21 protein-coding genes are annotated in these 26,936 nt (G+C 63.1%); 14 read left to right on the forward strand and 7 right to left on the reverse strand.

Annotated elements, in window-relative coordinates; translation table 11 throughout:
• Nucleotides 1-96: 96 nt before the first annotated feature.
• Nucleotides 97-1,167, reverse strand: coding sequence for a hypothetical protein (locus C8267_RS08955; RefSeq protein WP_106634380.1), 1,071 nt, complete (start codon nucleotides 1,165-1,167; stop codon nucleotides 97-99).
• A 219-nt stretch (nucleotides 1,168-1,386) separates the two neighbouring features.
• Between C8267_RS08955 and efp the strand changes: the two genes are divergently transcribed.
• Together efp and C8267_RS08965 are read left to right on the forward strand one after the other, a co-directional pair.
• Complete coding sequence (gene efp / locus C8267_RS08960) at nucleotides 1,387-1,953, forward strand: elongation factor P (protein ID WP_087360147.1); 567 nt, start codon at nucleotides 1,387-1,389, stop codon at nucleotides 1,951-1,953.
• Between the two features lie 549 nt (nucleotides 1,954-2,502).
• Nucleotides 2,503-2,961 carry a lipocalin family protein gene (locus C8267_RS08965; protein WP_158699768.1) on the forward strand — a complete coding sequence of 153 codons (459 nt, stop codon included), beginning with the start codon at nucleotides 2,503-2,505 and terminating at the stop codon, nucleotides 2,959-2,961.
• A 424-nt stretch (nucleotides 2,962-3,385) separates the two neighbouring features.
• On the opposite strand, the gene C8267_RS08970 is transcribed toward C8267_RS08965, so the two are convergent.
• Nucleotides 3,386-4,717 carry a glucose-6-phosphate isomerase gene (locus C8267_RS08970; RefSeq protein WP_106634382.1) on the reverse strand — a complete coding sequence of 444 codons (1,332 nt, stop codon included), beginning with the start codon at nucleotides 4,715-4,717 and terminating at the stop codon, nucleotides 3,386-3,388.
• A 3-nt stretch (nucleotides 4,718-4,720) separates the two neighbouring features.
• The gene (locus tag C8267_RS08975; RefSeq protein ID WP_106634383.1) at nucleotides 4,721-5,728 is read right to left on the reverse strand and encodes an NAD(P)H-dependent glycerol-3-phosphate dehydrogenase; all 1,008 of its coding nucleotides are present in this window, start codon (nucleotides 5,726-5,728) and stop codon (nucleotides 4,721-4,723) included.
• A 179-nt stretch (nucleotides 5,729-5,907) separates the two neighbouring features.
• Between C8267_RS08975 and C8267_RS08980 the strand changes: the two genes are divergently transcribed.
• The 7 genes from C8267_RS08980 to C8267_RS09010 all read left to right on the forward strand — a co-directional run bounded on the left by C8267_RS08980 (nucleotide 5,908) and on the right by C8267_RS09010 (nucleotide 15,753).
• Nucleotides 5,908-6,927, forward strand: coding sequence for a rod shape-determining protein (locus tag C8267_RS08980; protein WP_087360158.1), 1,020 nt, complete (start codon nucleotides 5,908-5,910; stop codon nucleotides 6,925-6,927).
• Nucleotides 6,928-7,106: 179 nt separating this feature from the next.
• Nucleotides 7,107-7,970: a rod shape-determining protein MreC gene (gene mreC, locus C8267_RS08985; protein ID WP_087360161.1), complete on the forward strand. Its 864-nt coding sequence runs from the start codon at nucleotides 7,107-7,109 to the stop codon at nucleotides 7,968-7,970.
• Nucleotides 7,971-7,972: 2 nt separating this feature from the next.
• The gene (locus tag C8267_RS08990) at nucleotides 7,973-8,491 is read left to right on the forward strand and encodes a rod shape-determining protein MreD (RefSeq protein ID WP_106634384.1); all 519 of its coding nucleotides are present in this window, start codon (nucleotides 7,973-7,975) and stop codon (nucleotides 8,489-8,491) included.
• Nucleotides 8,488-10,314 (forward strand): peptidoglycan D,D-transpeptidase FtsI family protein, encoded by a 1,827-nt coding sequence (locus tag C8267_RS08995; protein WP_106634385.1) that lies wholly within the window; start codon nucleotides 8,488-8,490, stop codon nucleotides 10,312-10,314. The genes C8267_RS08990 and C8267_RS08995 overlap by 4 nt, the downstream gene beginning before the upstream one ends.
• A complete protein-coding gene (rodA, locus tag C8267_RS09000) occupies nucleotides 10,304-11,746 on the forward strand; it encodes a rod shape-determining protein RodA (RefSeq protein ID WP_106634386.1) in 1,443 nt (480 codons plus the stop codon). Before C8267_RS08995 ends, rodA begins: the two co-directional genes overlap by 11 nt.
• Before the next feature lie 22 nt (nucleotides 11,747-11,768).
• Nucleotides 11,769-14,351: a calcium-translocating P-type ATPase, PMCA-type gene (locus tag C8267_RS09005; RefSeq protein ID WP_106634387.1), complete on the forward strand. Its 2,583-nt coding sequence runs from the start codon at nucleotides 11,769-11,771 to the stop codon at nucleotides 14,349-14,351.
• A gap of 154 nt (nucleotides 14,352-14,505) precedes the next feature.
• Nucleotides 14,506-15,753 carry a phosphatase PAP2 family protein gene (locus C8267_RS09010; protein ID WP_106634388.1) on the forward strand — a complete coding sequence of 416 codons (1,248 nt, stop codon included), beginning with the start codon at nucleotides 14,506-14,508 and terminating at the stop codon, nucleotides 15,751-15,753.
• 121 nt (nucleotides 15,754-15,874) lie between these two features.
• On the opposite strand, the gene C8267_RS09015 is transcribed toward C8267_RS09010, so the two are convergent.
• From C8267_RS09015 to C8267_RS09025, 3 genes are all read right to left on the reverse strand, one after another.
• The gene (locus C8267_RS09015) at nucleotides 15,875-16,462 is read right to left on the reverse strand and encodes a DUF4840 domain-containing protein (RefSeq protein WP_087360175.1); all 588 of its coding nucleotides are present in this window, start codon (nucleotides 16,460-16,462) and stop codon (nucleotides 15,875-15,877) included.
• Between the two features lie 340 nt (nucleotides 16,463-16,802).
• Nucleotides 16,803-18,140 carry an NADP-specific glutamate dehydrogenase gene (gene gdhA / locus C8267_RS09020; RefSeq protein WP_087360177.1) on the reverse strand — a complete coding sequence of 446 codons (1,338 nt, stop codon included), beginning with the start codon at nucleotides 18,138-18,140 and terminating at the stop codon, nucleotides 16,803-16,805.
• 93 nt (nucleotides 18,141-18,233) lie between these two features.
• A complete protein-coding gene (locus C8267_RS09025) occupies nucleotides 18,234-21,221 on the reverse strand; it encodes a PEP/pyruvate-binding domain-containing protein (RefSeq protein WP_106634389.1) in 2,988 nt (995 codons plus the stop codon).
• A 198-nt stretch (nucleotides 21,222-21,419) separates the two neighbouring features.
• On the opposite strand from C8267_RS09025, the gene C8267_RS09030 reads away from it, so the two are divergent.
• Both C8267_RS09030 and gcvT read left to right on the forward strand, forming a co-directional pair.
• On the forward strand, nucleotides 21,420-22,628 hold the full coding sequence (locus tag C8267_RS09030) for a hypothetical protein (RefSeq protein ID WP_087360183.1): 1,209 nt from the start codon (nucleotides 21,420-21,422) through the stop codon (nucleotides 22,626-22,628).
• Nucleotides 22,629-22,788: 160 nt separating this feature from the next.
• On the forward strand, nucleotides 22,789-23,889 hold the full coding sequence (gene gcvT / locus C8267_RS09035) for a glycine cleavage system aminomethyltransferase GcvT (RefSeq protein ID WP_106634390.1): 1,101 nt from the start codon (nucleotides 22,789-22,791) through the stop codon (nucleotides 23,887-23,889).
• Between the two features lie 272 nt (nucleotides 23,890-24,161).
• On the opposite strand, the gene C8267_RS09040 is transcribed toward gcvT, so the two are convergent.
• Nucleotides 24,162-24,791, reverse strand: coding sequence for an HD domain-containing protein (locus C8267_RS09040; protein WP_106634391.1), 630 nt, complete (start codon nucleotides 24,789-24,791; stop codon nucleotides 24,162-24,164).
• 137 nt (nucleotides 24,792-24,928) lie between these two features.
• Between C8267_RS09040 and C8267_RS09045 the strand changes: the two genes are divergently transcribed.
• From C8267_RS09045 to C8267_RS09055, 3 genes are read left to right on the forward strand one after another with little or no spacing between them, the layout of a single operon-like run.
• Nucleotides 24,929-25,696, forward strand: coding sequence for a threonine/serine ThrE exporter family protein (locus C8267_RS09045; protein ID WP_106634392.1), 768 nt, complete (start codon nucleotides 24,929-24,931; stop codon nucleotides 25,694-25,696).
• Nucleotides 25,693-26,196 (forward strand): threonine/serine exporter family protein, encoded by a 504-nt coding sequence (locus tag C8267_RS09050; protein ID WP_106634393.1) that lies wholly within the window; start codon nucleotides 25,693-25,695, stop codon nucleotides 26,194-26,196. Before C8267_RS09045 ends, C8267_RS09050 begins: the two co-directional genes overlap by 4 nt.
• Entirely contained in the window at nucleotides 26,193-26,927 is a 735-nt protein-coding gene (locus tag C8267_RS09055; protein ID WP_087360198.1) for a DUF6064 family protein, read from the forward strand. The genes C8267_RS09050 and C8267_RS09055 overlap by 4 nt, the downstream gene beginning before the upstream one ends.
• Nucleotides 26,928-26,936: the final 9 nt, after the last annotated feature.

Below are 26,936 nucleotides of genomic sequence, written 5' to 3' on the forward strand. Positions count from 1 at the left end.
GATTGCCTTGTGGAAAAATGAGAGACCGGCTTTCCCGTTCGGGGAAAGCCGGTCTCTTCGTTGCTTGGGTCCGTGTTCCTGCGGAAGTGTGTGTCGCTACGACCAGTCCTCCACGCGGCAGGGGACCGTGCAGCTGCCCGACACGCGGTGGCCGTAGCCGTCCTGCAGCGAGATGTCGAAGACGTAGGTGCCGTCGCCGTTGTTGGTTACCTTCACCTCGCCGCCGCGCAGCGACGCCTCCAACTTCCCGGTGGTCGAGAAGAACCACGTGCCGAAGTAGCCGCCGTAGGTGGGGTCATAGATGCCGCTCAGCGCGGTGTTGGGGTAGAAGTCGATGGCCGTCGAGGTGTCGACGACCGTGTAGCTGCCCGACGGAATCCCATCCGTGCTCCCGGGGGTGACGTTGAGCGTCAGCATCAGGGCGTCCGAGGCTCCGTAGTTGACGTCCAGGTCGTAGTCCGGTCCGGCGATGATGATTGTGTAGTAGTCCGACGTGTCGGTGAAGGCTGCCCCGTAGTAGCCGGCCAGCGCCTGCGTCATGCCGCTCAGCGTGACGTCGCCCGTGAGGTTGCTCATCTGCCCCTCGTCCGAGCGGTTGAGGAACGACAGCTCGCCGACGAACGAGTAGTCGTAGTCGGAGTTGTCGCTCAGCGTCAGGTGTGCGTCGATGCAGTAGTATCCTTCGCGGAGGGCTACGGTGACCGTTCCGCCCGTGATATCGAAGTTCTCCGAACCGCCGCCCTCGGCGTAGCGGAGCAGGTAGCTGTCGCCGTAGGCGACGTTGAGTGTGAAGGCTTCGTGGCTGTCCGACGCATAGTTGCACGTATAGGTGCCCTCGGCCAGCGTGGCGAAATCGGCATTCTCGGCCAGCGTGGTGTTGAAGTCCAGACAGAGGATATAGCCCGGACCGACGTAGTCGCCATCCGACGCGTCGTACTCCATCTTCGAGATGAAGTTAATCCAGAGGTTGCCCGTTGAGGTGCCGTAGAGGTCGCCCTTGTAGTAGGCCTCCGTCGTTACGTCCTGCGTGGGCACGAGTGTCGTTCCGTCGCCGCCGCCGTCGGGGGAGGGTGTCGGGTCGTTGTCGCCCGAATCCGAGCAGGCTGCCAGCGTGAAGCTCAGCAGCGCAATGCCCAGGAGGTGGAATAATCGAGTTGCGTTTCTCATAAACTTAACCTTTTGTTGTTAATAAAACCAGACACAAAGGTAAAAAAACGGGACGAATTAGGCAACTTTCGAGTTTCGAAAGGAAACTTCCGGGACGCCTGCCGCTTCGGAAGGTGCATTTGTGGCGGTTTCGACGAAAGGCCGCGGGACGGGGTGGTGGAAAATTCAGATTTTTTTACTAACTTCGCGGCGCGAATACAAACATAAAAAGATAATCCTATGGCAACGACTGCAGACATCAAAATCGGCATGTGCATCGAGCTGGACGGCAAGACCTTCCAGATTGTGGACTTTCAGCATGTGAAGCCGGGCAAGGGCCCCGCTTTCGTACGTACGAAGCTCAAGAACCTGGAGAACGGCCGCGTGGTGGACAACACCTTCACTGCAGGTGCGAAGATTGAACCCGTGCGCGTGGAGCGCCGCCCCTACCAGTTCACCTACGAGGACGACCTGGGCGCCCACTTCATGCACACCGAGACCTTCGAGGAGATCAACATCGACAAGAACCTCATCCAGAACTACGACCTGATGGCCGACGGCCAGATTGTCGAGGTGATGTTCCACACCGAGAAGGAGACGGTGCTTTCGGCCGAGCTTCCTCCGATTGTCGACATGGAGGTGACCTACACCGAGCCGGGCATCAAGGGCGATACCGCCTCGACCAACTCGCTCAAGCCGGCCGTTGTCAATACGGGTGCCACGATTCGCGTGCCGCTCTTCATCAATACGGGCGACAAGATTCGTGTCGATACCCGCACGCGCGAGTACTACGAGCGCATCAAGTAATTATATAGGTGCGGCATGCGTCGGAAAGCCTCCGGCGCAACCCCTTTCGAGCTGGCGGACGGAGCATCGTGCTCCGTCCGCCTCTGTTTTCCGACAGCGGGGGCTGCCGGCTCCGGTGAGCACTGTCGTCGGGCCGGGGCGGGCAAAGCGTCCCCCTCGCCAGCTTCGACCCGGTAAAAGGCCGCCCCTCCGCAGGGACGGATGGGGGGGTAAGGCCTTGGCCATCGGCAGCAAGGGACGGACGGGGCGTAAGACCGGGAGTGTTCGGGGTTGTCGAAGGGACGGTTGGAGAAAGAGGTCCTGTGGAAGGCCGGGAACAGGTCGGGAAAGGTAGTGAACGGAGGAAGAACGGGGAGCGGACGGAGGGGTGCCGTGCAGGTGTCGGGCCGTTTGTCCGCTTTGGCCGGAAAATGTTGCGGAAAGGGAATTTTTACTCGGATGTGGACCCTTTCGGCGTTTTTTTTCGGAGGAGCTTTTGGTTTTTCAGGCGGATTGACTATATTTGTAGGTCCGCATCCGCTGAAAACCAAATCCGGGCGGCTTTATAGTATGAAAATTTGGACTAAATTCGTAATCGTGATGTTTGCCGCTTTCGCCTTGAGCAGTTGCGGCGGTAGTGATGACAACAAGGGCGGCGGTTCGCCGTCGGGCAACGACGGTATCGTCGGCGACTGGGTGCTTGCTTCGTATGCCGGGTCGCAGGAGATGGCCGAGAAGGTCTATATCCGCTTCAACGAAGGGGGTACCTTTGCACTCTATCAGAACATCAACGAGGCCGGTTATACCGAACTGACCGGCAACTACAACTATAGCGGCGGCTCGCTCAGCGGAACCTATTCCGACGGCAAGGCGTGGAAGGAGAGCTATTCGGTGAAACTTTCGGGCAGCTCGCTGACCCTCACCGAGTCCAACGGCAAGGCGGCTCAGTTCAACGCGACGACCATTCCCGACTGGGTAATGACGCGCACGGCCTTTGTCGAAATTCCGGCCGAGGAGCGCTTCCTCTAACAGACAGCATCAGATGCAACGAGGCGGATGTCCGGGTACGGGCGTCCGCCTCTCTTTTTGTCTCCGGAGGGGGCGTCGCTCCGTGTAGCAGTCTCTCCGAATGTCCGGGGCTCGGGACCTGCCCGGCCGGGGTCGGGAGCCCTGTTCCGTGGGGAGGCGGGTTGTTTGGCTTTGTTCCGCGGGAAGGAGAGTTGCCCGGCCGGAGCTGTCTGGGCGGGGTGAGAGGTGGCGGCTCTTCGGTTTGGCAGGACCCGAGGGTGGGTCTTGCCAGTCGTTGTCCGGTGTCGCAACAGCCGCCCGGCAGACTCTCTTGTCGGATACAAAAATCCCGGTTCTGGATGGAACCGGGATTTTTTCGCGTGTCGCGGAGGAGCGGATTTTTTTGTTTTCGCTTTTCTTTTTTTTCCCCCCTCTCCTGGGCTGCCTACAGCCGGGCCTTGATGGCCTTGGTGGCCTCCTCGTAGCCGGGCTTCTCGAGCAGCGCGAACATGTTCTTCTTGTAGGCCTCGACACCGGGCTGGTCGAAGGGGTTGACCCCCAGCAGATAGCCGCTGATGCCGCACGCCTTCTCGAAGAAGTAGAGCAGGCTGCCGATGGCGTGCTCGTCGATGGCCGGAATCTCGACCCGCAGGTTGGGAACGCCGCCGTCGAGGTGGGCCATCTGGACACCCAGCTCGGCCATGCGGTTCACCTCCGAGATGCGCTTGCCGGCCAGGTAGTTCAATCCGTCGAGGTTCTCGGCATCCGCCTCGATGTGCACCTCGTGGGCGGGCTTTGCCACCGAGATGATGGTCTCGATGAGGATGCGCTCACCCTGCTGGATGTACTGACCCATCGAGTGGAGGTCGGCCGTGAGGGTCACGCTGGCCGGGAAGAGCCCCTTGCCATCCTTGCCCTCGCTCTCGCCGTAGAGCTGCTTCCACCATTCGTTGATGTACTGCAGCCGGGGCTCGTACGAGCCGAGAATCTCGATGCGCTTGCCGCTGCGGTAGAGCTCGTTGCGCACCACGGCGTAGCGGGCCGCGGGGTTCTCGGCAAAGGGAACCTCCTCGCCCGTGGCGTGCTCCATCTCGCGGGCGCCGCGCACCAGCTCGGCGATGTTGACGCCGGCGACGGCCAGCGGCAGCAGCCCTACGGGGGTGAGCACCGAGAAGCGTCCGCCCACGTCGTCGGGGATGACGAAGGTGGGGTAGCCCTCCTTCGTGGCCAGCGTCTTGAGGGCGCCGCGAGCCTTGTCCGTCACGGCGACGATGCGCTCGGCCGCCTCACGCTTGCCGTAGCGCCGCTCGATTTCGGCCTTGATGAGCCGGAAGGCGATGGCCGGTTCGGTCGTCGTGCCCGACTTCGAGATGACGATGGCGGCAATCGAGTGGTCGCGGACCGCATCGAGCAGCTCGTAGGTGTAGTCCTCCGAGATGTTCTGCCCGGCGAAGAGTACGGTCGGCCCCTGGGGAGCCTTGTGCAGCAGACGGAAGGGGTCGCTCATCGCCTCGAGCACCGCCTTGGCGCCGAGGTACGAGCCGCCGATGCCGATGCAGATGACCACGTCGGCCTTGGCGCGCAGCTTGGCCGCCTCGGCCTCGATGGCCTCGATGTCGGCCGCCGAAATCGACGAGGGAAGGTGCACCCACCCCAGGAAGTCGTTGCCGGCGCCCTTGCCCGAGTAGAGCAGCGCATTGGCTTCGAGCGCCGCCTTCTCCATGTCGGGAGTAATCGTGACGCCCGACTTGGTGATGTCCAGTTTTAACGCATTCATATCTCAGATAAGTTTAGAAGTCAGTTCCTGCATCAGCCGGCGGGGCGAAGCTCCGTTGTAGAGCACCTCGTGGACCATCTCGGCGATGGGCATCTCGACGCCGTGGCGCGTGTTGATGTGGCGGATGCACTCCGAAGCGAAGTAGCCCTCGGCGACCATCGTCATCTCGTTCAGGGCGCTCTTCACCGTGCAGCCGTGGCCGATGAGCAGCCCCAGCCGGCGGTTGCGGCTGTAGACCGAGTAGCAGGTCACCAGCAGGTCGCCCAGATAGGCCGAGGCGTGGGTGTTGCGCGGTGCGGGGTAGCTCTCTTCGAGAAAACGGTCCATCTCCATGGCGCTGTTCGAGATGAGCACCGCCAGGAAGTTGTCGCCGTAGCCCAGCCCCACGGCGATGCCCACCGCCAGGGCGTAGATGTTCTTCAGGATGGCTGCATATTCGATGCCATAGAGGTCGGTCGAGTAGCTCAGCCGGATGTACGACGTGGCGAACATGGCGCCCAGCCGCCGGGCGTTCTCCTCGTCGGCGCAGACGGCCGTCAGGTAGGAGAGTTTGCCGCGCGAGACCTCCTCGGCGTGCGAGGGGCCCGTGACGATGCCGATTTGGCGGTAGGAGAGCCCGTAGTGGTCGTGGATGTACTCCACGACGGTCTGGTAGTCGCCCGGAACGATGCCCTTGATGGCCGAGACCACGAACTTGTCGCGCAGCGGTACGGTCAGCGGCGCCAGAAAATCCTTGAGATAGGCCGACGGAGTGGCCAGAATGACCACGTCGGCGGCGGCAACCACCTCGTCGAGGTTGTCCGACGGTGCGATGCGCGTCGTGTCGAACTCCACGTCGCTCAGATAGCGGGGGTTGCGCCCTTCGGTGCGCAGCGATTCAAGCACCTCGGGGTTGCGTACGTACCATCCGGTGCGGAGGTTGTTTTCGGTGAGCAGGCGGACGATGGCCGTCGCCCAGCTGCCGTACCCGATGACGGCGCAGCGGGCCTCGTGTCCGATTGGGTGTTCCATGCGGTCGGTTGTTGTTTGCCATACAAAAGTAAATAAAAAAAACTTAATAAAAAATGTAAAAATCCCCCTGCTTTTTGCTACCTTTGTCCGTGTATATGCTCCTGGGGAGGCGTGCCCCGGGAATTTTTACGGATACGAACTCTTACCTGTTTGACAATAAGAAAGTTGAGCGAATAAATATGGGAATGTTTTCTTTGACACAGGAGTTGGCCATCGACCTCGGAACGGCCAATACGCTGATAATCTATAACGGCAAGGTCGTGGTGGACGAGCCCTCCATCGTGGCCCTCGACGTGCACACCGGCAAGGTGGTCGCCATCGGTCATCAGGCCCGCCAGATGCACGAGAAGACCAATCCGAACATCAAGACCATCCGTCCGCTCAAGGACGGCGTGATTGCCGACTTCAACGCCACGGAGCTCATGCTGCGCGGCATGATTAAGAAGGTGAAGACCTCGGGCAGCCTCTTCGCCCCCTCGCTGCGGATGGTCATCTGCATCCCGTCGGGTTCGACCAACGTCGAGATTCGCGCCGTGCGCGACTCGGCCGAGCATGCCGGCGGCCGCGAGGTCTACATGATTTACGAGCCGATGGCCGCGGCGCTGGGCGCCGGACTCGACGTTGAGGCCCCCGAAGGAAACATGGTCATCGACATCGGCGGCGGTACGTCGGAGATTGCCTGCATCTCGCTCGGCGGCATCGTCTGCTCGGAGTCCATCAACGTGGCCGGCGACGTCTTCACGAGCGACATCCAGAGCTACGTCCGCCAGCAGCACAACATCCGCATCGGCGAGCGTACGGCCGAGGCCATCAAGTGCGCCATCGGTGCCGCAGTCTCCGACCTGGAGGAGGAGCCCGAGGACTTCGTCGTGACGGGTCCCAACATGCTGACGGCCCTGCCGCAGACCGTATCGCTCAGCTACCGCGAAATCGCCTATGCGCTCGAGAAGTCGCTGACGAAAATCGACGCGGCGCTGATGACTGTCCTCGAGTCGATGCCCCCCGAGCTCTATGCCGACATCGTGAAGAACGGCATCTACCTGGCCGGCGGCGGCGCCCTCATCAAGGGGCTCGACCGTCGTCTGAGCGAAAAGACGGGCATTCCGTTCCACATCGCCGAGGACCCGCTGCGCGCCATTGCACGCGGTACGGGCATCGCGCTCAAGAACATCAACCGCTTCTCGTTCCTCATGCGGTAACGGGAAGACGCTCCCGGGGCGGGCCGTGCCGCGAGGCGGCGGGGTGTGCCGGACGGGTGCACGGGAAAATGCGGACCGCAGAGCCGCTTCCGAATGGGGCGTCGCTGTAACCTGCTTAGGGTCAAACCTATGGATTGCGGGCAATTGCTGTCCGCAATCTTGATTAAAACGACGGAACCTTGCATAAACTTTTGGCCTTCATACGGAGCATCTACGTAGTGCTGCTCTTCCTGCTGCTGGAGGGTCTTGCCGTGCGCTACTACGCCCACTCGACGGCCTACACTCAGGCCCGCCTGCTTTCGCGTTCGAATCAGGTCGTGGGGAGCGTACAGGGATTCTTCGCCGGCATCCGCCACTACTTCACGCTGGGGGGCGAGAACCGCCGCCTGCTCGACCGCGTCGTCGAGCTTGAAACGCGTCTGGCCCGCTACGAGGCGGCCGACGAGCAGGCGTGGCAGGCCTCCTGCGTCGATTCGCTGCCCAAGTCGCCCTACCGGCTGATGACGGCGCGCGTGGTCTCCAATACAGTCAACCGCCGCCGCAACCTCATCACGCTCGACAAGGGGCTGCGCGACGGCGTGGTGCCCGACATGGCCGTCCTCTCGTCGGACGGTGCGATGGCGGGTTACGTCATCGACTGCTCGGAGCACTATTCGGTGGCCATGTCGGCGCTCAACACCTCGTTCCGCGCCAGCGGAAAGCTCGATGGCGAGGAGTACTTCGGCTCGATTTACTGGGACGGCCGGAACCAGTACGAGGTGGTGATGGACGAACTCTCGAAGTATGCCGACCCGCAGCCCGGACGCGAGGTTGTCTCGACGGGCTTCTCGGAGTACTTCCCCGCCGACATCCTCATCGGATGGGTTGAGCAGGCCGAGCTGGACGACACGAAGACCACCTACCGGGTGCGGGTGCGTCTGGCGGCCGAGATTTCGAGCCTTTCGGATGTGATTCTGGTCGAAAACACCTCGCTTGCCGAGACGCGCCGTCTGCGTGAGAGCGAGCGTGTCAAACAACAAAACGAACGAAACGAACGCGAATAGCCATGTACAGAACATTGCCCTATGTCGCCCTGTTTGCCGTTTCGGCACTGCTCCAGGTCTTCCTGTTCGACAACCTGGCCATCAGCGTCTACCTCAATCCGCTCATATACGTCGCCTTCATCATCCTGCTGCCGCTCGACATTCCGCCCGTCGTGCTGCTGCTGCTCGGACTGCTGACGGGGGTGACGATGGACTGGGCTACGGACGGTGCGGGGCTCAACACCGCCGCCACGCTGCCCGTGGCGCTGCTGCGTCCGGCCCTCATTGACTCGTTTTACGGCCATGAGAACGCCCGCGAGGGGGGCATCCCCTCGGTGGCCCGCTTCGGCTCGCGCCGCTTCCTGGAGTACCTGGTGACGATGGTGGCCGTACACCACGCCCTCTTCTTTCTGCTCGAGTCGCTCTCGTGGAGCCATCTGCTGCATACGGTGGTGCGCATTGCGGTGAGCGGCGCCGTATCGGTGGGCTTCATCTGGCTCATCGCCCGCATATTCACCTCGAAACTCTCCGTACGCGTATGACCGGTGGTGAAGGAATGGCCCGCATGCGGGTGTTGCAGGCGGTGGTGCTCGTCATCTTCGGGGTGATTGCCCTGAGGCTGGCCTACATCCAGCTCTTCGACCGTCGTTACGTCGAGCTGGCCAAGGCCAACGCCCTGCGTCATGTGGTCGAGTACCCGACGCGCGGCGAGGTCTTCGACCGCAACGGCGAATTTCTGGTCCAGAGCCGCGAGTGCTACGACCTGATGGTCGTCTACAGCGAAATCGACAAGGCGGGCTTCGATACGACGCGCCTCTGCTCGGTGCTGGGCCTTCCGCGCGAGAAGCTCGAGCGGGAGCTCGCCGCCGCACGCCGCTGGCCCCGTGCCGCGCGGCTGGTGATGAACTTCATCCCCAAGGAGGACAAGCTGCGTTTCGACGAGGGCAACTTCCGGGGCTTCTATACCGTCTACCGCACCGTCCGTCAGTATCCGCGTAAGGTGGGCGGCAACCTGCTGGGCTACGTGGGCGAGGTCAACGCCGACATGATTCGCCGCAACCCCTCCTACAAGCCGGGCGACTATGTCGGCATGAGCGGCGTGGAGTCGGCCTACGAGCCGCTGCTGCGCGGCCGCAAGGGGGTGCGCATCCAGGAGGTCGACACGCACGGCGCCATCAAGGGCTCCTACATGAACGGCATGTACGACACGCTGCCCGAGTCGGGCAAGTATCTGGTGAGCACCATCGACGCCCGCCTGCAGCTCTTCGCCGAGGAGCTGATGGCCGGCAAGGTGGGCGCCGCGGTGGCCATCGAGCCCTCGACGGGCGAGATTCTGATGATGGTCTCCTCGCCGACCTACGACCCCGACCAGATGGTGGGGCGCGAGCGCAGCAAGCACTACGCCGAGATGGTGCGCAACAAGCGGCGCCCGATGTTCAACCGCGCCGTGCGGGCGAAGTACCCTCCGGGCTCCACCTTCAAGCTGGTGCAGGGGCTCATCGGTCTGCAGGAGGGTGTGCTCAAGCCGTCGGACCGCCACATCTGCAACCAGGGCTACTCGGCCGGCCGGCTCAAGATGCGCTGCCACGCCCACCCCTCGCCGCTCGATTTGCGTTTTGCCGTTTCGACCTCGTGCAACGCCTACTTCTGCTACGTCTTCCGCGACATTCTGGACAACCCGAAGTACGGCAGCGTGAAGGAGGGCTTCGACGTCTGGCGCAAGTATGTCGAGAGCTTCGGCTTCGGCCGCAAGCTGGGTTCGGACTTTCTGGGCGAAGGCAACGGCTACGTGCCCGACCGCGCCTACTACGACCGCGTCTACCGCGGCTCGTGGAACTCGCTCACGGTGCTCTCGCTCTCGATTGGCCAGGGCGAGCTGGGCTGCACGCCGCTGCAGATGGCCAACCTGGCGGCCATCATCGCCAACCGCGGCTACTACTACATCCCCCACATCGTCAAGAAAATCGAGGGGCAGGATTCGCTTGACCGCCGCTTCTACGAGCGCCACTACACGATGGTCGAGCCCAAGTATTTCGAACCGATTGTCGAGGGCATGTGGCGCGGCGTGCATGTCGACGGAACCTCGCGTATGGCGCGTCTCGACGGGTGGGACGTCTGCGGCAAGACGGGTACGGCGCAGAACCCCCATGGCCGCGACCACTCGACCTTCCTCTCGTTCGCCCCGAAGGACAACCCGAAAATCGCCATCTCGGTCTATGTCGAGAACGGCGGCTTCGGCGCCACGACCGCCCTGCCCATCGCCAGCCTGCTCGAGGAGTACTACCTGACCGATACGGTCAAGCGCCCGCAACTGGTCGAGTATATCAAGAACATGAAAATCTACTACCCCGCATATGACCGCTAACCGGACCAACTCGATTTTCTACGGCGTGGACCTCGGTACGGTCCTGCTCTACGTGCTCATCGTCATCGCGGGGTGGCTCTCGATTACCTCGGCGTCGTACGAGGAAGGGACGGGCGACTTCTTCTCCTTCTCGCACTTCTACATGAAGCAGCTCATCTGGGTCGGCGTGGCGTGGGCCACGGCCGTCGTGCTGCTGCTGCTCGACGTGCGCTACTTCCACATGTTCGCCTATCCGGCCTACTTCATCGGCCTTGGGCTGCTGGTCGCCGCCCTGCTCTTCGGCCGCGAGGTCAACGGCGCCAAGGCGTGGTTCGAGTTCGGCTCCTTCCGCGTGCAGCCCGTCGAGTTCGCCAAGATTGCCACGGCGCTGGCCGTGGCGCGCGTCATGAGCGCCTACTCCTTCTCGATTGACCGTCCGGGCAACCTCTTCAAGGTGGGGATGGTCATCTGCATCCCGCTCTTCATCATCATCCTGCAGAACGACACCGGCTCGGGTGTCGTGCTCTGCTCGTTCCTCTTCGTCCTCTACCGCGAGGGGCTGAACAAGTGGCTCTGCATCCCGGTGCTCTTCGTCGCCGCCCTCTTCATCCTCTCGTTCCTGCTGGCGCCGATGACGCTGCTCGTGCTGATGATTCTGGTCTGCACGCTCTCGGAGGCGATGATGAACGGCCGGTGGCGCTCGCGTCTGGTCTTCCTCGCCGCGCTGGCCCTCGCCTCGGGGCTGCTCTACGTCATCCTGTCGCTCGTGGCTCCCGGCGCGATGGACCTCTACCACTGCCTGCTCACCGTGACGCTCCTCTCGCTGATTTTCGTCGCCGTCTACGCCTACCGCGCCAACCTGCGCAACATCTTCATCACGATGGGGCTCTTCGTCTGCTCGATGATTTTCCTGCCGACGACCGACTACATCTTCAACTCGATTCTCAAGGAGCACCAGCGCAACCGCATCCTCAGCTTCCTGGGCATCATCAGCGACCCGCGCGGGGTGGACTACAACGTCAACCAGTCGAAAATCGCCATCGGCTCGGGCGGCCTCTTCGGCAAGGGGTTCCTCGAGGGGACGCAAATCAAGTACGGCTTCGTGCCCGAGCGCCATACGGACTTCATCTTCTGCACAGTGGGCGAGGAGTGGGGCTTCGTGGGGACGATGGTCGTGCTGACGCTCCTCTGTCTGCTCATCCTGCGGCTGATGCGGATGGGCGAGCGGCAGGAGGAGCCCTTCGGCCGCATCTACTGCTACTGCGTGGCGGCCATCCTGCTCTTCCACGTGATGGTCAACGTCGGGATGACGGTGGGGCTGATGCCCGTGATGGGCATTCCGCTCCCCTTCATGAGCTACGGCGGCTCGTCGCTCATCGCCTTCACCATCCTGCTCTTCATCGCCGTGCGGCTCGATGCCTCGACGCGGCAGTTCGGCCTCAACAAGTTCTGAACCCACAAATACCTCCTCCCGAATGAAAGATTACAACCCCCGGGGACTTACCCCGCAGCAGGTCGCCGAGAGCCGGCAGCGCCACGGCGACAACGTCATCACGCCGCCGAAGGACGACTCGGCGTGGAAACTCTTCATCGACAAGTTCCGTGACCCCATCATTCAGGTGCTGCTCTTCGCGGCGGTGCTCTCGCTGGCCATCGCCTTCGTCGAGAAGAACTTCACCGAATCCATCGGCATCATCTGCGCCATCATCCTGGCCACGTGTGTCGGCTTCTGGTTCGAGTGGGACGCCATGCGGCGCTTCCGCCGGCTCAACCAGGTCAACGACGACATCCCGGTCAAGGTGGTGCGCGACGGTGCGGTGTGCGAAGTGCCGCGCCGCGACGTGGTGGTGGGCGACGTGGTCTGCATCGAGAGCGGCGAGACGGTACCGGCCGACGGCGAGCTGGTCGAGGCCGTGTCGTTGAGCATCAACGAGTCGACGCTGACGGGCGAGCCGTCGGTCGACAAGACCACCGACGAGGCCCACTTCGATGCCGAGGCCACCTATCCGTCGAACGTGGCCATGCGCGGCACGACGGTCGTCGACGGCTACGGCCGCATGGTCGTGACGGCCGTGGGCGACCGCACCGAGGCGGGGCGTGTGACCGAGCAGTCGACCATCGAGAGCGACGAGCAGACGCCGCTCAACCGCCAGCTCACGCGTCTTTCGCGCCTCATCGGCAAGCTCGGCATCGGCCTCTCGTGCGCCATCTTCTGCGTCATGCTGGGCAAGGCCCTCTTTGCGGGCCATCTGCTCGAGGGCGACTGGCTGCAGATTTCGCAGCATGTGCTCCACATCTTCATGATTTCGGTGGCCATCATCGTCATGGCCGTCCCCGAGGGGCTCCCCATGAGCATCACCCTCTCGCTCGCCATGTCGATGCGCCGCATGCTCAAGACCCACAACCTGGTGCGCAAGATGCACGCCTGCGAGACGATGGGCGCCGTGACGGTCATCTGCACCGACAAGACCGGTACGCTGACCCAGAACAAGATGCACGTCGACGAGCTGGTCTGCTACGACGAGTTGCCGGAGCAGGCCTTCGACGAGCTGATTGCCCTCAACTCGACCGCCTTCCTCGATGCCGGGGGCAAAATCATCGGCAACCCGACCGAAGGGGCGCTGCTCGAGTGGATGCGCAGTCGCGGCGTGTCGTACGAGCAGCTGCGCGAGGGGGCGAAAATCATCGACCGCCTCACCTTCTCCACCGAGCGCAAGTACATGGCGACCATCATCGAGAGCGGCCTCTCGGGGCGCCGCATCCTCTGCGTGAAGGGTGCCCCCGAGATTGTGCGCTCGATGTCGCTGCCCGACGGGCGCGACGAGGAGGTTCAGACGCGGCTGCTGGCCTTTCAGAACCGCGCCATGCGTACGCTGGGCATTGCCTGGCGCGAGTGCACCGAAGAGGATGCCCTTCAGGCCGTCGAGGCGGGCGGACTCCGCTTTGCGGCCGTGGCGGCCATCTCGGACCCCGTGCGCGAGGATGTTCCGGCGGCCGTCGCGCGCTGTCTCGGGGCCGGCATCGCCATCAAGATTGTCACGGGCGACACGCCGGCCACGGCGCGTGAGATTGCCCGCCAAATCGGCCTGTGGAACGACGCCGTCGACGGCGAGCACAACCACATGACCGGCACCGAGTTCGCCGCCATGAGCGACGAGGAGCTGCTCGAACGCGTCGGCGAGCTCAAGATTATGTCGCGCGCCCGCCCGCTCGACAAGCAGCGGCTGGTGCGTCTGCTGCAGCAGCGCGGCGAGGTGGTGGCCGTCACGGGCGACGGTACGAACGACGCCCCGGCGCTCAACTTCGCCAACGTCGGCCTCTCGATGGGGTCGGGCACCTCGGTGGCAAAGGATGCCAGCGACATCACGCTGCTCGACGACTCGTTCGCCTCGATTGCCACGGCCGTCATGTGGGGACGGTCGCTCTACCGCAACATCCAGCGCTTCGTCCTTTTCCAGCTGACCATCAACTTCGCGGCGATTGTCATCTGCTTCGTCGGGGCGATTTTCGGCACCGACATGCCCCTCACGGTGGTGCAGATTCTCTGGGTGAACATCATCATGGACACCTTCGCCGCCATGGCGATGGCCTCGCTGCCGCCCAACCCCGAGGTGATGCGCGACCGTCCGCGTCCGCGCAACGAGTTCATCATTACGCCCGCCATGGCGCGGACGCTCTTCACGTGCGGCGGCGTGATGGTGGTCGTGCTGCTGGGCATGCTCTTCTACTGGTCGTTCGGCAGCGGTGAGATGACCGTCCGCGAGCTGACGCTCTTCTTCTCGACCTTCGTCTTCATGCAGTTCTGGAACATGTTCAATGCGAAGGGCTTCGAGACGCGCCATTCGGTCTTCAAGGACTGGCACGACTGTCGTGAATTCTTCCTCATCCTGCTGGTGATTGCCGTCGGGCAGGTGCTCATTGTCGAGTTCGGCGGGGCGGTCTTCCGTACCGTGCCGCTCTCGTGGGGCGAGTGGGCCGCCGTCATCGGCTCCACGTCGCTCATTGCCATCGGCGGCGAGGTGGTTCGTACCCTCGGCCGGCGCCGCCGGGCGCGGTAGTTTGCGGGTCGGGGTTCCGATACCCTCCGGAGCCTGCAGCCCGAATGTTTGATGTGCGGATGTGTGTGTTGCGGGGAGGTTTGGCCCCGGTTTGCGGTATTGTCCCGACCGGAGACAAAACGCGGATATCCGGTAAACAGGTTTCGAAACAGTGATGACACGAGCCCTTTTACTGCTCATGCTGGCGGTGCTCTTTGCACCCCGGCACGCATGCGGCCAGATTGCCGACAGCACCGGCCGCACCTGCCTTGTCCCCGCCTCGGCCTCCTACGAGCGCCGCATCGACCGGCGCAGCTCGACGCGCGCCTACCGCATGACCTTCGTCGCCGTGCCGCTCATCGTCGGGGGCCTGGTCATGAAGCCCTTCGATGACGATTTCCGCGAGCTGCGCAACGACCATGCCCGTTCGTTCGACTACCACTACAACGACTACGTGCAGTACCTCCCCATGGCCACCATGTTCGGTATGAAGGCCTTCGGCGTGCGAAGCCGCAGTTCGTGGGGGCGCATGCTGGTCTCGGATGCCTTCTCCGCCGCGCTGATGGCCACGGCGGTCAACTCGCTCAAGTACTCCTGCAAGGTGATGCGCCCCGACGGCTCGACGCGCAACTCCTTCCCCTCGGGACATACGGCGACGGCCTTCATGGCGGCCACGATGCTCCACAAGGAGTACGGCCACCTCTCGCCCTGGGTGAGTGTCGGGGGCTATACGGTGGCCACGCTGACGGGCGTCTCTCGCCAGCTCAACAACCGCCACTGGGTGAGCGACGTGATGGTGGGGGCCGGCATCGGCATCCTTGCCACGGAGCTGGGCTACTTCTTCGCCGACCTCATCTACAAGCGGCGCGGGCTCAACGTCGAGGAGACGATGCTTGTCTACGACCGCTACCGCTGCCCCTCGTTCCTGAGCTTTTCGCTCGGACTTTCGACCATGCCGGGCAGCTACCGGCTGGGACCCTCCACGCGCGTCGAGCTGATGTCGGGTCCCTCGGTGGGGGTCGAGGGGGCGTGGTTCCGCACACCCTACTGGGGCATCGGCGGACGTCTCTCGTCGTCGTATCTGCGCGTGAGCGTCAACAATGTCTCGCAGACCGAGAACCTCAAGTGCGCCTCGGCCAGCGCCGGACTCTACCTCTCCTACCCCTTCTCGGTGCGGTGGCTCCTGGGGTCGAAGCTTCTGGGCGGCTACGAGGGCTACAAGAGCTGCAACACCGATACGACCCGCCTGGGGGGCTGCGGCGGATTCCAGCTCGGAACGGGCGTGTCGGCTACCTACCTTGCCTCGCAGAACTTCGGCGTGCGCTTCCTGCTCGACTACGACATGGCGCCGCCGATGGTGCGCTCGTCGCACGAACGGCTGCATCGGGTGACGCTGGGCCTTGCCGTGGCGGCCGTCTTCTGAGGCGCGGCCCTGCAGACTCTGCCGCTCCGCCGCAGAGGCGCTTTCTGAAAACAAACCGAGTCCCCAAACTCCTTCCGGTGTTCGGGGACTCGGCCGTTTCGTGCGGTTGCTGCGTCGCGGATTACTTCCGCGTCAGCTTGAACTTCAGCTCGTTGACCAGTTCGAAGGGCTCGCCTGCGCTTGCGCCCTCACCCAGCTGACAGCGAGTGGTTCTGAGTGTGAAGGCGAGCGTCCCCGACCGGGTAAAGGTCATCTTTGCGGGGGCCTCGATGTCAATCAGGACGACGAGCACGCCTGCCAGGTCGATGCGCAGCTGGGGCGCGGTCAGCGCGGCCGAGAGTTGCGTATCGTCGGCCGTGGGGGTGCCGATTTCCACCTCGTAGGAGATGTCGCCCAGCATGGTGAGCAACTGTGCGGCCTGCTCCTCGCCCAGGAGGGCCGTAACGAGGGTTGAGGCCGGGAAGCGGGGAATGACGATGCGGCCATCCTCCACGCGGAGCGATACTTCGACGCCGTTCTGCGCCTCGGGTGAGGGGTTGAGGCTGCTCGGTGAGGGGGTGAAGTCGAAGGTGCCCGCATATTCGCCCGTCATGTCGGAGAGCGAGAGGGGAGTCGGCGACTCCTTTTTGTTGCTGTTGCCGCAGGCGGTGAAGAGCGCCGTCGCAAGGAGGCAAAGGGCCGTAGCCGTCAATCTGCACAGATGTTTCATGGTCGTTTGTTTTTGGTGATACGGCTCAAATGTAGCGACGGGCGGTCTCTTGGTCAAATAAATTCAACGGACCGTCGGATTTTCCCCACCGGGAGGCGGTTTTCCATCACAAGGGTTTTGCGGGGCGGGAGTGTTTGCCCGGCATTTGCCGCGGCATATGCCGGTGGAGCAGACACCGGTGGAGCAGACAGCCGGTGAAGCCGGTTCTGGCGGAGCAGATAGCCGGGCCGAAGCGGGCTGCATCTGTCCGGGGCGCGCAAAAAGAGGAGGTCCGGCAGATGCCGAACCTCCTCGGAGTCTTTGGTCGAAGCGACAGGGGTCGCTCCGTAGTTTTCGTCGATTAGAGAATGCCCTGCTCAACCATCGACTTGGCAACCTTCATGAAGCCGGCGATGTTGGCGCCCTTCATGTAGTTGATGTAGCCGTCCTTCTCCGTGCCGTACTCGAGGCAGGCGTGGTGAATCGACGACATAATCTGGTGCAGCTTGGCATCGACCTCCTCGGCCGTCCAGTTGAGCTTCTGTGCGTTCTGCGTCATCTCGAGACCCGACGTAGCCACGCCGCCGGCGTTCACCGCCTTGCCCGGGCCGTAGGGAATCTTCGCCGCGATGAAGGCGTCGATGGCCTCCGGACGGCAACCCATGTTCGAAACCTCGGCAACAATCTTCACGCCGTTGGCCAGCAGCTTCTTGGCATCCTCGCCGTCAAGCTCGTTCTGCGTTGCGCACGGCATGGCGATGTCGACCTTGACCTCCCACGGTTTGCGGCCGGGGAAGAACTGCGAGCCGGGGAACTTCTTGGCGTAGGGCTCCACAACGTCGTTGTTCGAGGCGCGGAGCTCGAGCATGTAGGCAATCTTCTCCTTGTCCAGACCGGCCGGGTCGTAGATGTAGCCGTCGGGACCCGAAATGGTCACCACCTTGGCACCCAGCTCGGTAGCCTTCGTAGCGGCACCCCAGGCCACGTTGCCGAAGCCCGAAATGGCGATGGTCTGGCCCTTGATGTCCATACCGGCCTTTTCAAGCATCTGGCGCAGGAAGTATACGGCGCCGAAGCCCGTAGCCTCGGGACGAATCAGCGAACCGCCGTAGGTCATGCCCTTGCCCGTCAGCACGCCCGTGTTCTCGCGCGCCAGCTTGCGGTACATGCCGTAGAGGTAGCCGATTTCGCGGCCGCCCACGCCGATGTCACCGGCCGGAACGTCGGTCTCGGGACCGATGTGGCGCCACAGTTCGGTCATGAAGGCCTGGCAGAAACGCATCACCTCGCGGTCCGACTTGCCCTTGGGGTTGAAGTCCGAGCCGCCCTTCGCACCGCCCATCGGCAGCGTCGTCAGCGCGTTCTTGAAAATCTGCTCGAAGCCCAGGAACTTCAGAATCGAGGGATTCACCGAGGGATGGAAACGCAAACCGCCCTTGTAGGGACCGATGGCGTTGTTGAACTGGAAGCGATAGCCGGTGTTGACCTGCACTTCGCCCTTGTCATCCACCCATACCACCTTGAACGTGAAGCTGCGGTCGGGTTCAACGATGCGCTCCGCAATGCGGTTGGCTTCGAACTCCGGATGCTGGTTGTAGGTCTCCTCTACGGTCATCAGCACTTCGCGAACGGCCTGCAGGTACTCGCTCTCGCCCGGGTGCTTCTTCTCGAGCTCGGCCATCAGTTTGTTTACATTCATAGTCTGTGAAGTTTTAGTTGGTTGTTGTTTAGTACAAATATAGTATTATTCCCGATAGATTGTAACTCTCCATGGAAAATTTTAGCAAATTCGTCACACGGTCTCATCGGCCGGGCACTCGGCGATGATGCCCTTGTTCGAACGTCCGTCGATATAGACCCGCAGCGGCCGCTCGAAGCGCACCTGGCGCAGGAACTCCCCTTCGCGGAGCGCTGGCCGGGCGTCGAGCCGCGAGATGCGGAAGCTGCCGTCGCCGCGGAAGGGGTTGATGGTCAGATAGCCCACCCCCAGCGAGGTGACGTTCTGGAAGAAGTGGGTGCCCTGCGAGGGCTCGACCTCGAAGCGTTCGATGCCGCACTCGACGATGACCTTCGCCTCGGAGATGTGGGTCCACTTGACCGGGACGCCGAGGAAGGGGTCCGACGAGCCCCAGCGGCCCGGGCCTACCAATATATAGGAGCGCCCCTCCTCGCGCATGCTGCGGTTGAACTCCAGCAGCTCCTGAGCGATGTGCTCGGTCGAGAGCGTGTCGAAGGTCTCGGGCTTCACGTAGATGATGTCCGCCAGGTCGTGCATGGCGCCGATGCCCAGCGCGCTCTCGGCGTAGATGAGCGCCTCGGAGGTGTCGACCGTCGACCAGTCCATCGGCCGGTTGTCCTGGTTGTCGATGATGGGGCGAATCTGCAGCAGGTTGAAAATCCGCTGCTGGCCCGCCGGGACGTCCATGTTGACGGCAAACTCCACCTCGACCGGGCAGCGCATCTCCTCGGTGCCCATGCGCAGGATGTCGCAGACGATGTCGGCCAGCGGGAAGGTGTTGTACTTCAGAATGTTGTTGAACGTGATGACCTTTCGCCCAGGGTCCATGGGGCTGTCCGAGATGCGCTCGTTCTCGCGGTCCCACACCGAGCAGACGTAGCGGGCGTTGCGCAGCGTGGAGATTTGCGTGAGGTCGAGCCGGTGGAGGTTCACCGCATCGTCAATCGAGGTGCGGAACTCCTCGGGGCGGAGGCTCAGGGCCAGCACCTCGCTCTGCGTGTCGCGCAGCGCCAGCTCGGGCGTCGAGGTCTGGAGCACCTTGCGGGGATGGCTGGGCGAGAAGCGGAGCGTGCGGCCGCCGTCGACCACCAGCTTGCCCAGGCCCATCGCCACGTTGCAGATGCCCTCCTCGGGCGTCTCGTCGCCGATGGGGTAGTAGTTGATGGAGCGGGCCACGCCCGAGAAGGTGGGCATGAAGAGCCCCTCCTGCTCCGTGCCGCAGACCTCCTGGATGATGACCGCCATCTTCTCCTCCGAGATGACGTTCTGCGACGAGGAGATGTAGGCGCGCGAGGCGGCGAAGTAGACCGAGGCGTAGACGCTCTTGATGGCCTTGAGCAGCAGGCGGAGCATCTGCCCCTCGTTGTCCACGTGGGGAATCATGTAGGTCGAGTAGATGCCGGCGAAGGGCTGGTAGTGCGAATCCTCCAGCTTGGAGGATGAGCGCACGGCCAGCGGTCCGGAGGTGGTGCGGATGTAGGCGCGCAGCTCCTCCTGCAGCTTGACCGGCACGGTCGAGCCGACGAACTCCGAGAGAATCACGTCGTCGGGCAGGTCCTGCGAGATGATGTATTTCAGACCGTTCAGACGGATGAACTCGTCGAAGTAGTCGGTGGCGATGATCACCGAGCGGGGGATGAGGATGCGTACCCCCTCGTGCTTGTCGTACTGGCGGTACTTGATGAGCATCGAGTTCATGAAGGCCAGGCCGCGCGCCTTGCCGCCCAGCGACCCCTCGCCGATGCGGGCGAAGGCCACCGCGTCGGAGTAGGTCTCTGGGTCGAAGCGGGCGATGACCCCTTGCCCGAGCAGCGTGCGGTAGTCCTTGATGAGGTTGACGATGGCGCGGCGGTGCGCTTCGCGCGTGGCGAAGTGGCTCTTGTTGTGGCGGCGGATGGCGGCCGCCAGCGGGAACAGACCGCGCGAGTAGAGCCACTTGGAGAGGTGGTTCTGCGAGGTGTGGTACTCGAAGGCGTCGTCGGGGATGGTGGCAATCATCTCCTGCATCTGCTTCAGGTCGCGGGCGCTGCCGATGACGGCCCCCGTGGCGGGGTCCTTGAAGATGAAGTCGCCGAAGGCGAACTCCCGGGAGATGTATTCGTGCAGTTGCGAGAGCAGCGTCTTGGAGTTCTTGGCGATGAAGCCCACGCCCAGCTGGCGGGCAATCTCCTCGAATTCGGTCTGCGACGACTGCAGCAGGATGGGCATCAGCGGGTTGTCCTCGCGGATGTGACGGCAGAGGTCGATGCCGGCGTCGCGCTTCTCGCTCTGCGAGGGGTCGTTGCGGTGGAGGACGAAGCCCACGTCGGAGATGACGCCCAGCAGGTTGTTGCGGTAGCGGTCGTAGAGGTCGACCGCCTCCTCGTAGGAAGTGGCCAGCAGAATCTTGGGCCGCGCGCGCTTGCGCAGCACCTGCTGCTGCTCGTTGAGCGCATCCTTCAGAAATTCGGTGTTCTGCAGCAGGATGAGCTTGTAGAGCTCGGGCAGGTAGGTCGAGTAGAAGCGGATGGAGTCCTCGACCAGCAGGATGGCCTGGACACCCCCCTGGAGCATGTCCTCGCGGGCGTTCATGGCATCCTCGATGAGCTTGATGATGGCGATGATGAGCTCCGTGTTGCCGTGCCAGCAGAAGATGTAGTCGAGTGCCGAGCGGTCGCGCTCCTCGATGCGGCGGTAGATATCCTTCGAGAAGGAGGTCAGCAGCGCGATGGGGATGCGCGGGTGGCGCTCCTTGACGATGTGGGCAAAGGCGAAGACGTCGGGCTCGCCGACGTTGTACATCGTCAGGATGAAGTCGTAGGAGTCATCCTCGTCCAGCAGCTCGAGCGCCTCGGCTGTCGAGCTCACGCGGGTGAACGAGGGGGGATTCGAGAGGTTGAGTTCGAGGTACTCCTGGTTAATCTGCGACTCGATGTGGCCGTCCTCCTCGAGGATGTAGCCGTCGTAGCTGCAGCAGACCAGCAGAATCTTGTGAATCCGGTATTTCATGAAGCGGTAGGGCTCCCGGCTCTCGGGCAGCCGCTCTTCGGGGGTATTCTCCATGGCAGTCGGTTTAGACATTGTCGAATATACAAATATAAAGATAAAGGGCGTGATATCCAATAGCAGGAGCCATTTCGTCGGTGCGTTGTGACCCGCTGCGGGCGGCAAAAGGGCGACTTTCCCGAAATGAATCGGGGGGAGCCGATGCAAATCGGTTTTTATTGTTATCTTTGCGTAGACTTACGAAAATTCAAGGAGATGAATTCCGATAAATATGTTCTGCAGGAGGTCACCACGCCGGCCCTCGAGCGCGAGTGGCTCGACCTCCCCAAACGCATCTACAAGGGCAACCGCAACTGGGTCTGCCCCCTCGATGTCGACATCCGCGAGGTCTTCGACCCTGCGAAGAACGACCTGTTCGCCGACGGCGAGGCCATCCGCTGGGTGGTGCGCGACGCCTCGGGCGAGGTGGTGGGGCGCATCGCGGCCTTCTACAACCGCGAGAAGGCGGCCCTCGAGGAGCAGCCCACGGGCAGTTGCGGCTTCTTCGAGTCGATTGAGGACCAGCGCGTGGCCGACATGCTCTTCGACGCCTCGCGCATGTGGCTGGCCAGCCGCGGCATGGAGGCGATGGACGGCCCGGTCAACTTCGGACAGCGGCGCGACTGGTGGGGCCTGCTGGTCGAGGGCTACGAGTTCCAGCCCCTCTACCGCAACCCCTACAACCCGCCCTACTACAAGGAGCTGTTCGAGAACTACGGCTTCCAGAACTACTTCAACCAGAACAGCTACATCTGGCGTGCAAACGTCTCGGAGACGAGCGCCCGGATTTTCGACCGCGCCGAGCGGCTCTACTCGACGCCGGGCTACCACGTCGAGACCATCGACATGAACAATCTGGAGGAGGAGGCCGAGAACTTCCGCCTGGTCTACAACAAGGCCTGGGCGCTCTTCTCGGGGGTGAAGCCCATGACGCAGGAGGAGGCGCTCTACATGATGCGCCAGATGAAGCCGCTCATCGACCCCAACATCATCTTCTTTGCCTATTTCAACGACGAGCCCATCGGCTTCTTCATCACGGTGCCCGACCTGAACCGCATCATCGGCCGCTTCAACGGCCGTTTCGGCTGGTGGCAGAAGCTGCAGCTGCTCTGGGAGCTGAAGGTGCGCAAGCGCAGCGACCGCATCTTCGGCGTGATTTTCGGCATCGCGCCCGAGTTCCACGGCAAGGGCGTCGAGTCGGCCATCATGGTCAAGTACTGGCACTTCATGATGGAGCAGCAGACGCGCTACAAGACGCTCGAGCTGGCGTGGATTGGCGACTTCAATCCGGTGATGAACCGCATGATTGAGACCTACGTCTGCGCCACGCGCCACAAGGTCCACACCACCTACCGCTATCTGTTCGACCGCACGAAGGAGTTCCACCGCTGTCCGCGGCTGGGCGTCAAGCGGCGCGACGAGTAGCTGTGCGGGGCGCCGCGCGCGGCGTGCACCGGGCCGGCCGTGCGGTGCTCCGGGAAGTGTCCTCTCCGTGCAGCTCTCTTCGGGGGCGGCCTTCGGCGGAGGATGCCGGCGCGCCGGAAAATCTTAGGAAAACGAATTGACCGAACCTAAAACAACCATAATGAAAACAACCGCTTTCACCAAGTACCACCTCGCGGCGGGGGCCAAGATGGCCGAGTTCGCGGGGTACAACATGCCCATCGAGTTTACGGGCATCAACGACGAACATATGACCGTGCGTAACGGCGTGGGAGTCTTCGACGTGAGCCACATGGGCGAAATCTGGGTCAAGGGGCCCAAGGCCGAGGCGCTGCTGCAGCACATCACGACCAACGACGTGTCGAAGCTCTACGACGGCAAGGTGCAGTATTCGTGCATGCCCAACGGCCGCGGCGGCATCGTCGACGACATTCTGGTCTACCGCATCGACGCCGAGACCTACCTGCTGGTGGTCAACGCCGCCAATACGGAGAAGGACTGGGCCCACATCTGCGCCGAGGGGGCCAAGATGGGGCTCGAGGCGGGTCCGGGCAAGCAGCTCTACAATGCCTCGGATGAAATCTGCCAGCTGGCCGTGCAGGGACCGCTGGCCATGAAGGTCGTCCAGAAGATGTGCGACGAGCCGGTCGAGCAGATGGAGTACTACACCTTCCGCAAGATGAAGGTGGCGGGCTGCGATGCCATCCTCTCCATCACGGGCTACACGGGCTCGGGCGGCTGCGAAATCTACGTGGCCAACGAGGATGCCGACCGACTGTGGAAGGCGCTCTGGGAGGCCGGTGCCGAGTACGGTCTGAAGAACGTCGGTCTGGGTGCGCGCGACACGCTGCGTCTGGAGAAGGGCTTCTGCCTCTACGGCAACGACATCGACGACACGACGTCGCCCATCGAGGCGGGTCTGGGGTGGATTACCAAGTTTGTCGACGGCAAGGATTTCATCGACCGTCCGCTCATGGAGCGTCAGAAGGCCGAGGGTGTGACGCGCCGTCTGGTGGGCTTCAAGCTCATCGACCGCGGCATTCCGCGCCACGGTTACAAGCTCACCTCGCCCGACGGTGCGGAGATTGGCCACGTCACCTCGGGTACGATGTCCCCCTGCATGAAGGTGGGCTTCGGCATGGGCTACGTGAAGCCCGAGTTCGCGAAGCCGGGGTCGGAAATCGCCGTCGAGGTGCGCGGCCGTCTGCTGCGCGCCGAGGTGGTGAAGCTCCCCTTCGTATAGCGGTCCGTTGTGCGGCGCCCGCAGCGGGTGCTGCCCACGCTGAGACAAAGAAGCGGTCCCGGGAACCGGGACCGCTTCTTTATTTTATACGGCATCTGCGGCGGGGCAGGATTTACGGTGGGGCAGGGTAGGGCGCTGCGGGGAGGGGCGCCTCGGGTCCGGACGCCTTGGGTCCGGCAGTCTCGGGTCTACGCCCTGCTGCCTGCCGCTGGCTGCTGCTTCTGACGCCTCGGGATGGACTGGTTCGGGGTGGAAGTTCCGGAGGGGGCGGCTCAGCGTCCCGACTCCTCGTCGTAGAGCCGCTCGAAGAGCGTGCGGAGCTGAGCCTCGTCGTCGAGCAGGCGGCGCAGCCGTTCGAGCGCGCGGGCGTTTTCCGTATCGGGGAGCCAGAGGCGGAGGTAACCCCCTTCGCCGTACTTCTCGTGCAGATGGGCCCGGCAGCGGGCATACTGCTCCGCGCGGTCGAGCTCGGGGCAGTGGGCAAGCCCGTACTGGAGCGTGCGGCGGAGGATGACCATCGGCTCGATGAGGCGGTCGGCCTCGGCGACGATGCGGCCGTAGAGGTTGCGGGGCGGCTCCTTGGCCGAGGCGCGGTGGTCCTCGACGGCGCAGCGCATCGCAGCGATTTGCTCCTCGTCGAACCAGCGGCGCAGCGCGGTGTCGGCCGCCAGAATCTCGCCCGAAACCGTATGGTGGCGCTCACGTCCGGCCACAAGTCCCGTGTCGTGGTAGGCGGCCACGGTGTAGGCCATGTCGGGGTCTGCCCCCAGTTCTCGGGCCAGCGTCAGGCTGCGGTCAATGACCGAGCGGACATGCCGCCGGTCGTGTGCACGGTCGAACGAGTCGTAGCGGGGGATAATCTCCGCTTCGATGTAGGTTGCAAGGCTCGGGGTGGGTTTCATGGTGCGAAGATAGCCAAAAATCCGCTCGCTGCGGAGCTTTGCCTCGCCGGGAGTGCGCCTTAGGGGCAAAAATTGCCTGCGTCATGGCGTTTTGCACGGCCCTTTTACTATCTTTGTCCCCTGGAAACTATTGCGGTATGAAGACAAGTGCGGAGTTGAGGGAGATTGCGCAGTTCATCGCCGAGTATGCCACGCGGCTCATGGGCTCGGGGGTCCACACCTCGCGCGTGGTGCGCAACTCGAAACGGCTCGGGGCGGCACTCGGCGTGCGGGTGATGGTCTCGGCCTTCCAGAAGGAGATGACCTTCTCGGTCTACGACGACGAGAGCCGCGAGGTCTACAGCGAGGTGGCCGACATTCCGCCCCGTCCCATCAGCTTCGAGCTCAACGCCGAGCTGAGCGCCCTGAGCTGGGAGGCCTACGACTGTCGGCTGTCGCTCCCCGAAATCCGCGCCCGCTACGAGCGCATCATCACCCGGTCGCGGCTCGACCCCGTCTTCACGCTACTGCTCGTCGGCTTTGCCAACGCCTCGTTCTGCCGTCTCTTCGGCGGCGACTGGTGCGCCATGGGCTTCGTCTTCACGGCGACGCTGCTGGGCTTCTTCCTCAAGCAGCGGATGCAGGCGCGCGGATTCAACCACTACGTCACCTTCATCGCCTCGTCGTTCACCGCCTCGATGTATGCCTCGGGGGCGCTGATTTTCGAGACCACCTCCGAGATAGCCATCGGTACGAGCGTGCTCTACCTCATCCCCGGCGTGCCGCTCATCAACGGCGTCATCGACATCGTCGAGGGGCATGTGCTCAACGGCATCGCCCGCCTCACCTCGGCGCTGATGCTCATCGTCTGCATCGCCGTCGGGCTGTCGTGCACGCTCATGATTGTCAAAAACGGATTGCTATGACGCTGCTCGACCTCCTCTCCGACGGATTCTTCGCGGCGATTGCCGCCATAGGCTTCGGAGCCATCTCCGACCCGCCGATGCGCGCCTTCCCGGTCATCGCGCTGCTGGCTGCCGTCGGCCATGCGTTCCGCTTCGCCCTGATGCAGGCGGGGCTCGACATCGCCAGCGCCTCGCTCTGCGCCTCGGTGGTCATCGGCGTGGGGAGCCTGCTGCTCGGCGGCCGCATCCTCTGTCCGATGACCGTGCTCTTCATCCCGGCGCTGCTGCCGATGATTCCCGGCATGTATGCCTACAAGACGGTCTTCTCGATGATTATGTTCATGCAGAACATCGACAATCCGGCCGCCAGCAGCACCTATCTGCTTGAGATTGTCCGCAACGGCTTCGTCACCTGCAGCGTCATCTTCATGCTTGCGGCAGGCGCTGCGGCCCCCATCTTTCTCTTCAACAAACGGGCGCACTCGCTCACGCGCCGCAAAGAGTACGACAGCGAATCATGAACGAACTCTTCTGGCAGACCATCGCGCGTTACAACGCCACGACGTGGCCCGTGCAGCTGGCCATTCTGGCGGCGGGCATCCTCCTCACGGTGCTGCTCTACCGGCGGCCGTCGCGGGCGACGAAGCTGGCCATGAAGCTCTATCTGGTCTTCGTCAACGGGTGGATTGCCGTGGCCTACTATCTGGTGGCCTGCCGCGAGCGGGCCTACAGCGGCGTGATGGCCTTCTTCTGGGGGGTGATGGCCCTCATCTGGCTCTACGACCTGGCGGTGGGCTACACCACCTTCGAGCGTACGCGTCGCCACGACCGGCTGGTGTGGTTCTTCTTCGCCGTTCCCTTCTGCTATCCGCTCCTCTCGCTGCTGCGCGGTCTGGAGTTCCCGGCGCTGACCTCGCCGGTGATGCCCTGCTCGGTGGCGGTCTTCACCATCGGGCTGCTGCTCGCCTTTTCGAAGCGGGTGAACCTCTTCGTCATCCTCTTCCTCTGCCACTGGGCGCTTATCGGCTTCTCGAAAATCTACTTTTTCGGCATCCCCGAGGATTTGCTGCTCGCCTGTGCGCTGCTGCCGGCCCTCTACCGCTTCCTGCGCGAATACATCGACACCCATGTGCATGGCGATTCGAAGCCCGACGTGCGGGTCATGAACGGCCTGCTGCTGGTGATGTGCGCGGCGCTGGGGCTCTTCTTCGCCGTGACCCTCTGGCGCCAGGTGGCGGGAATGCTCGGCTGATTCCGGCGC

This window comes from Alistipes sp. Marseille-P5061 (assembly GCF_900290115.1).
GTDB classification, from domain to species: Bacteria; Bacteroidota; Bacteroidia; order Bacteroidales; family Rikenellaceae; genus Alistipes; species Alistipes excrementigallinarum.

What these genes read in the sequence shown, in the direction of transcription:
- efp (WP_087360147.1), top strand. Translation starts at nt 1,387, where the DNA reads ATGGCAACGACTGCAGACATCAAAATCGGCATGTGCATCGAGCTGGAC.
- C8267_RS09050 (WP_106634393.1), top strand. Translation starts at nt 25,693, where the DNA reads ATGACGCTGCTCGACCTCCTCTCCGACGGATTCTTCGCGGCGATTGCC.
- rodA (WP_106634386.1), top strand. Translation starts at nt 10,304, where the DNA reads ATGACCGCTAACCGGACCAACTCGATTTTCTACGGCGTGGACCTCGGT.
- C8267_RS08995 (WP_106634385.1), top strand. Translation starts at nt 8,488, where the DNA reads ATGACCGGTGGTGAAGGAATGGCCCGCATGCGGGTGTTGCAGGCGGTG.
- C8267_RS09005 (WP_106634387.1), top strand. Translation starts at nt 11,769, where the DNA reads ATGAAAGATTACAACCCCCGGGGACTTACCCCGCAGCAGGTCGCCGAG.
- C8267_RS08975 (WP_106634383.1), bottom strand. Translation starts at nt 5,728, where the DNA reads ATGGAACACCCAATCGGACACGAGGCCCGCTGCGCCGTCATCGGGTAC.
- C8267_RS08980 (WP_087360158.1), top strand. Translation starts at nt 5,908, where the DNA reads ATGGGAATGTTTTCTTTGACACAGGAGTTGGCCATCGACCTCGGAACG.
- C8267_RS08990 (WP_106634384.1), top strand. Translation starts at nt 7,973, where the DNA reads ATGTACAGAACATTGCCCTATGTCGCCCTGTTTGCCGTTTCGGCACTG.
- C8267_RS09045 (WP_106634392.1), top strand. Translation starts at nt 24,929, where the DNA reads ATGAAGACAAGTGCGGAGTTGAGGGAGATTGCGCAGTTCATCGCCGAG.
- C8267_RS08955 (WP_106634380.1), bottom strand. Translation starts at nt 1,167, where the DNA reads ATGAGAAACGCAACTCGATTATTCCACCTCCTGGGCATTGCGCTGCTG.
- C8267_RS09010 (WP_106634388.1), top strand. Translation starts at nt 14,506, where the DNA reads ATGACACGAGCCCTTTTACTGCTCATGCTGGCGGTGCTCTTTGCACCC.
- C8267_RS09015 (WP_087360175.1), bottom strand. Translation starts at nt 16,462, where the DNA reads ATGAAACATCTGTGCAGATTGACGGCTACGGCCCTTTGCCTCCTTGCG.
- C8267_RS09040 (WP_106634391.1), bottom strand. Translation starts at nt 24,791, where the DNA reads ATGAAACCCACCCCGAGCCTTGCAACCTACATCGAAGCGGAGATTATC.
- gcvT (WP_106634390.1), top strand. Translation starts at nt 22,789, where the DNA reads ATGAAAACAACCGCTTTCACCAAGTACCACCTCGCGGCGGGGGCCAAG.
- C8267_RS09025 (WP_106634389.1), bottom strand. Translation starts at nt 21,221, where the DNA reads ATGGAGAATACCCCCGAAGAGCGGCTGCCCGAGAGCCGGGAGCCCTAC.
- C8267_RS08970 (WP_106634382.1), bottom strand. Translation starts at nt 4,717, where the DNA reads ATGAATGCGTTAAAACTGGACATCACCAAGTCGGGCGTCACGATTACT.
- gdhA (WP_087360177.1), bottom strand. Translation starts at nt 18,140, where the DNA reads ATGAATGTAAACAAACTGATGGCCGAGCTCGAGAAGAAGCACCCGGGC.
- C8267_RS08965 (WP_158699768.1), top strand. Translation starts at nt 2,503, where the DNA reads ATGAAAATTTGGACTAAATTCGTAATCGTGATGTTTGCCGCTTTCGCC.
- C8267_RS09030 (WP_087360183.1), top strand. Translation starts at nt 21,420, where the DNA reads ATGAATTCCGATAAATATGTTCTGCAGGAGGTCACCACGCCGGCCCTC.
- C8267_RS09055 (WP_087360198.1), top strand. Translation starts at nt 26,193, where the DNA reads ATGAACGAACTCTTCTGGCAGACCATCGCGCGTTACAACGCCACGACG.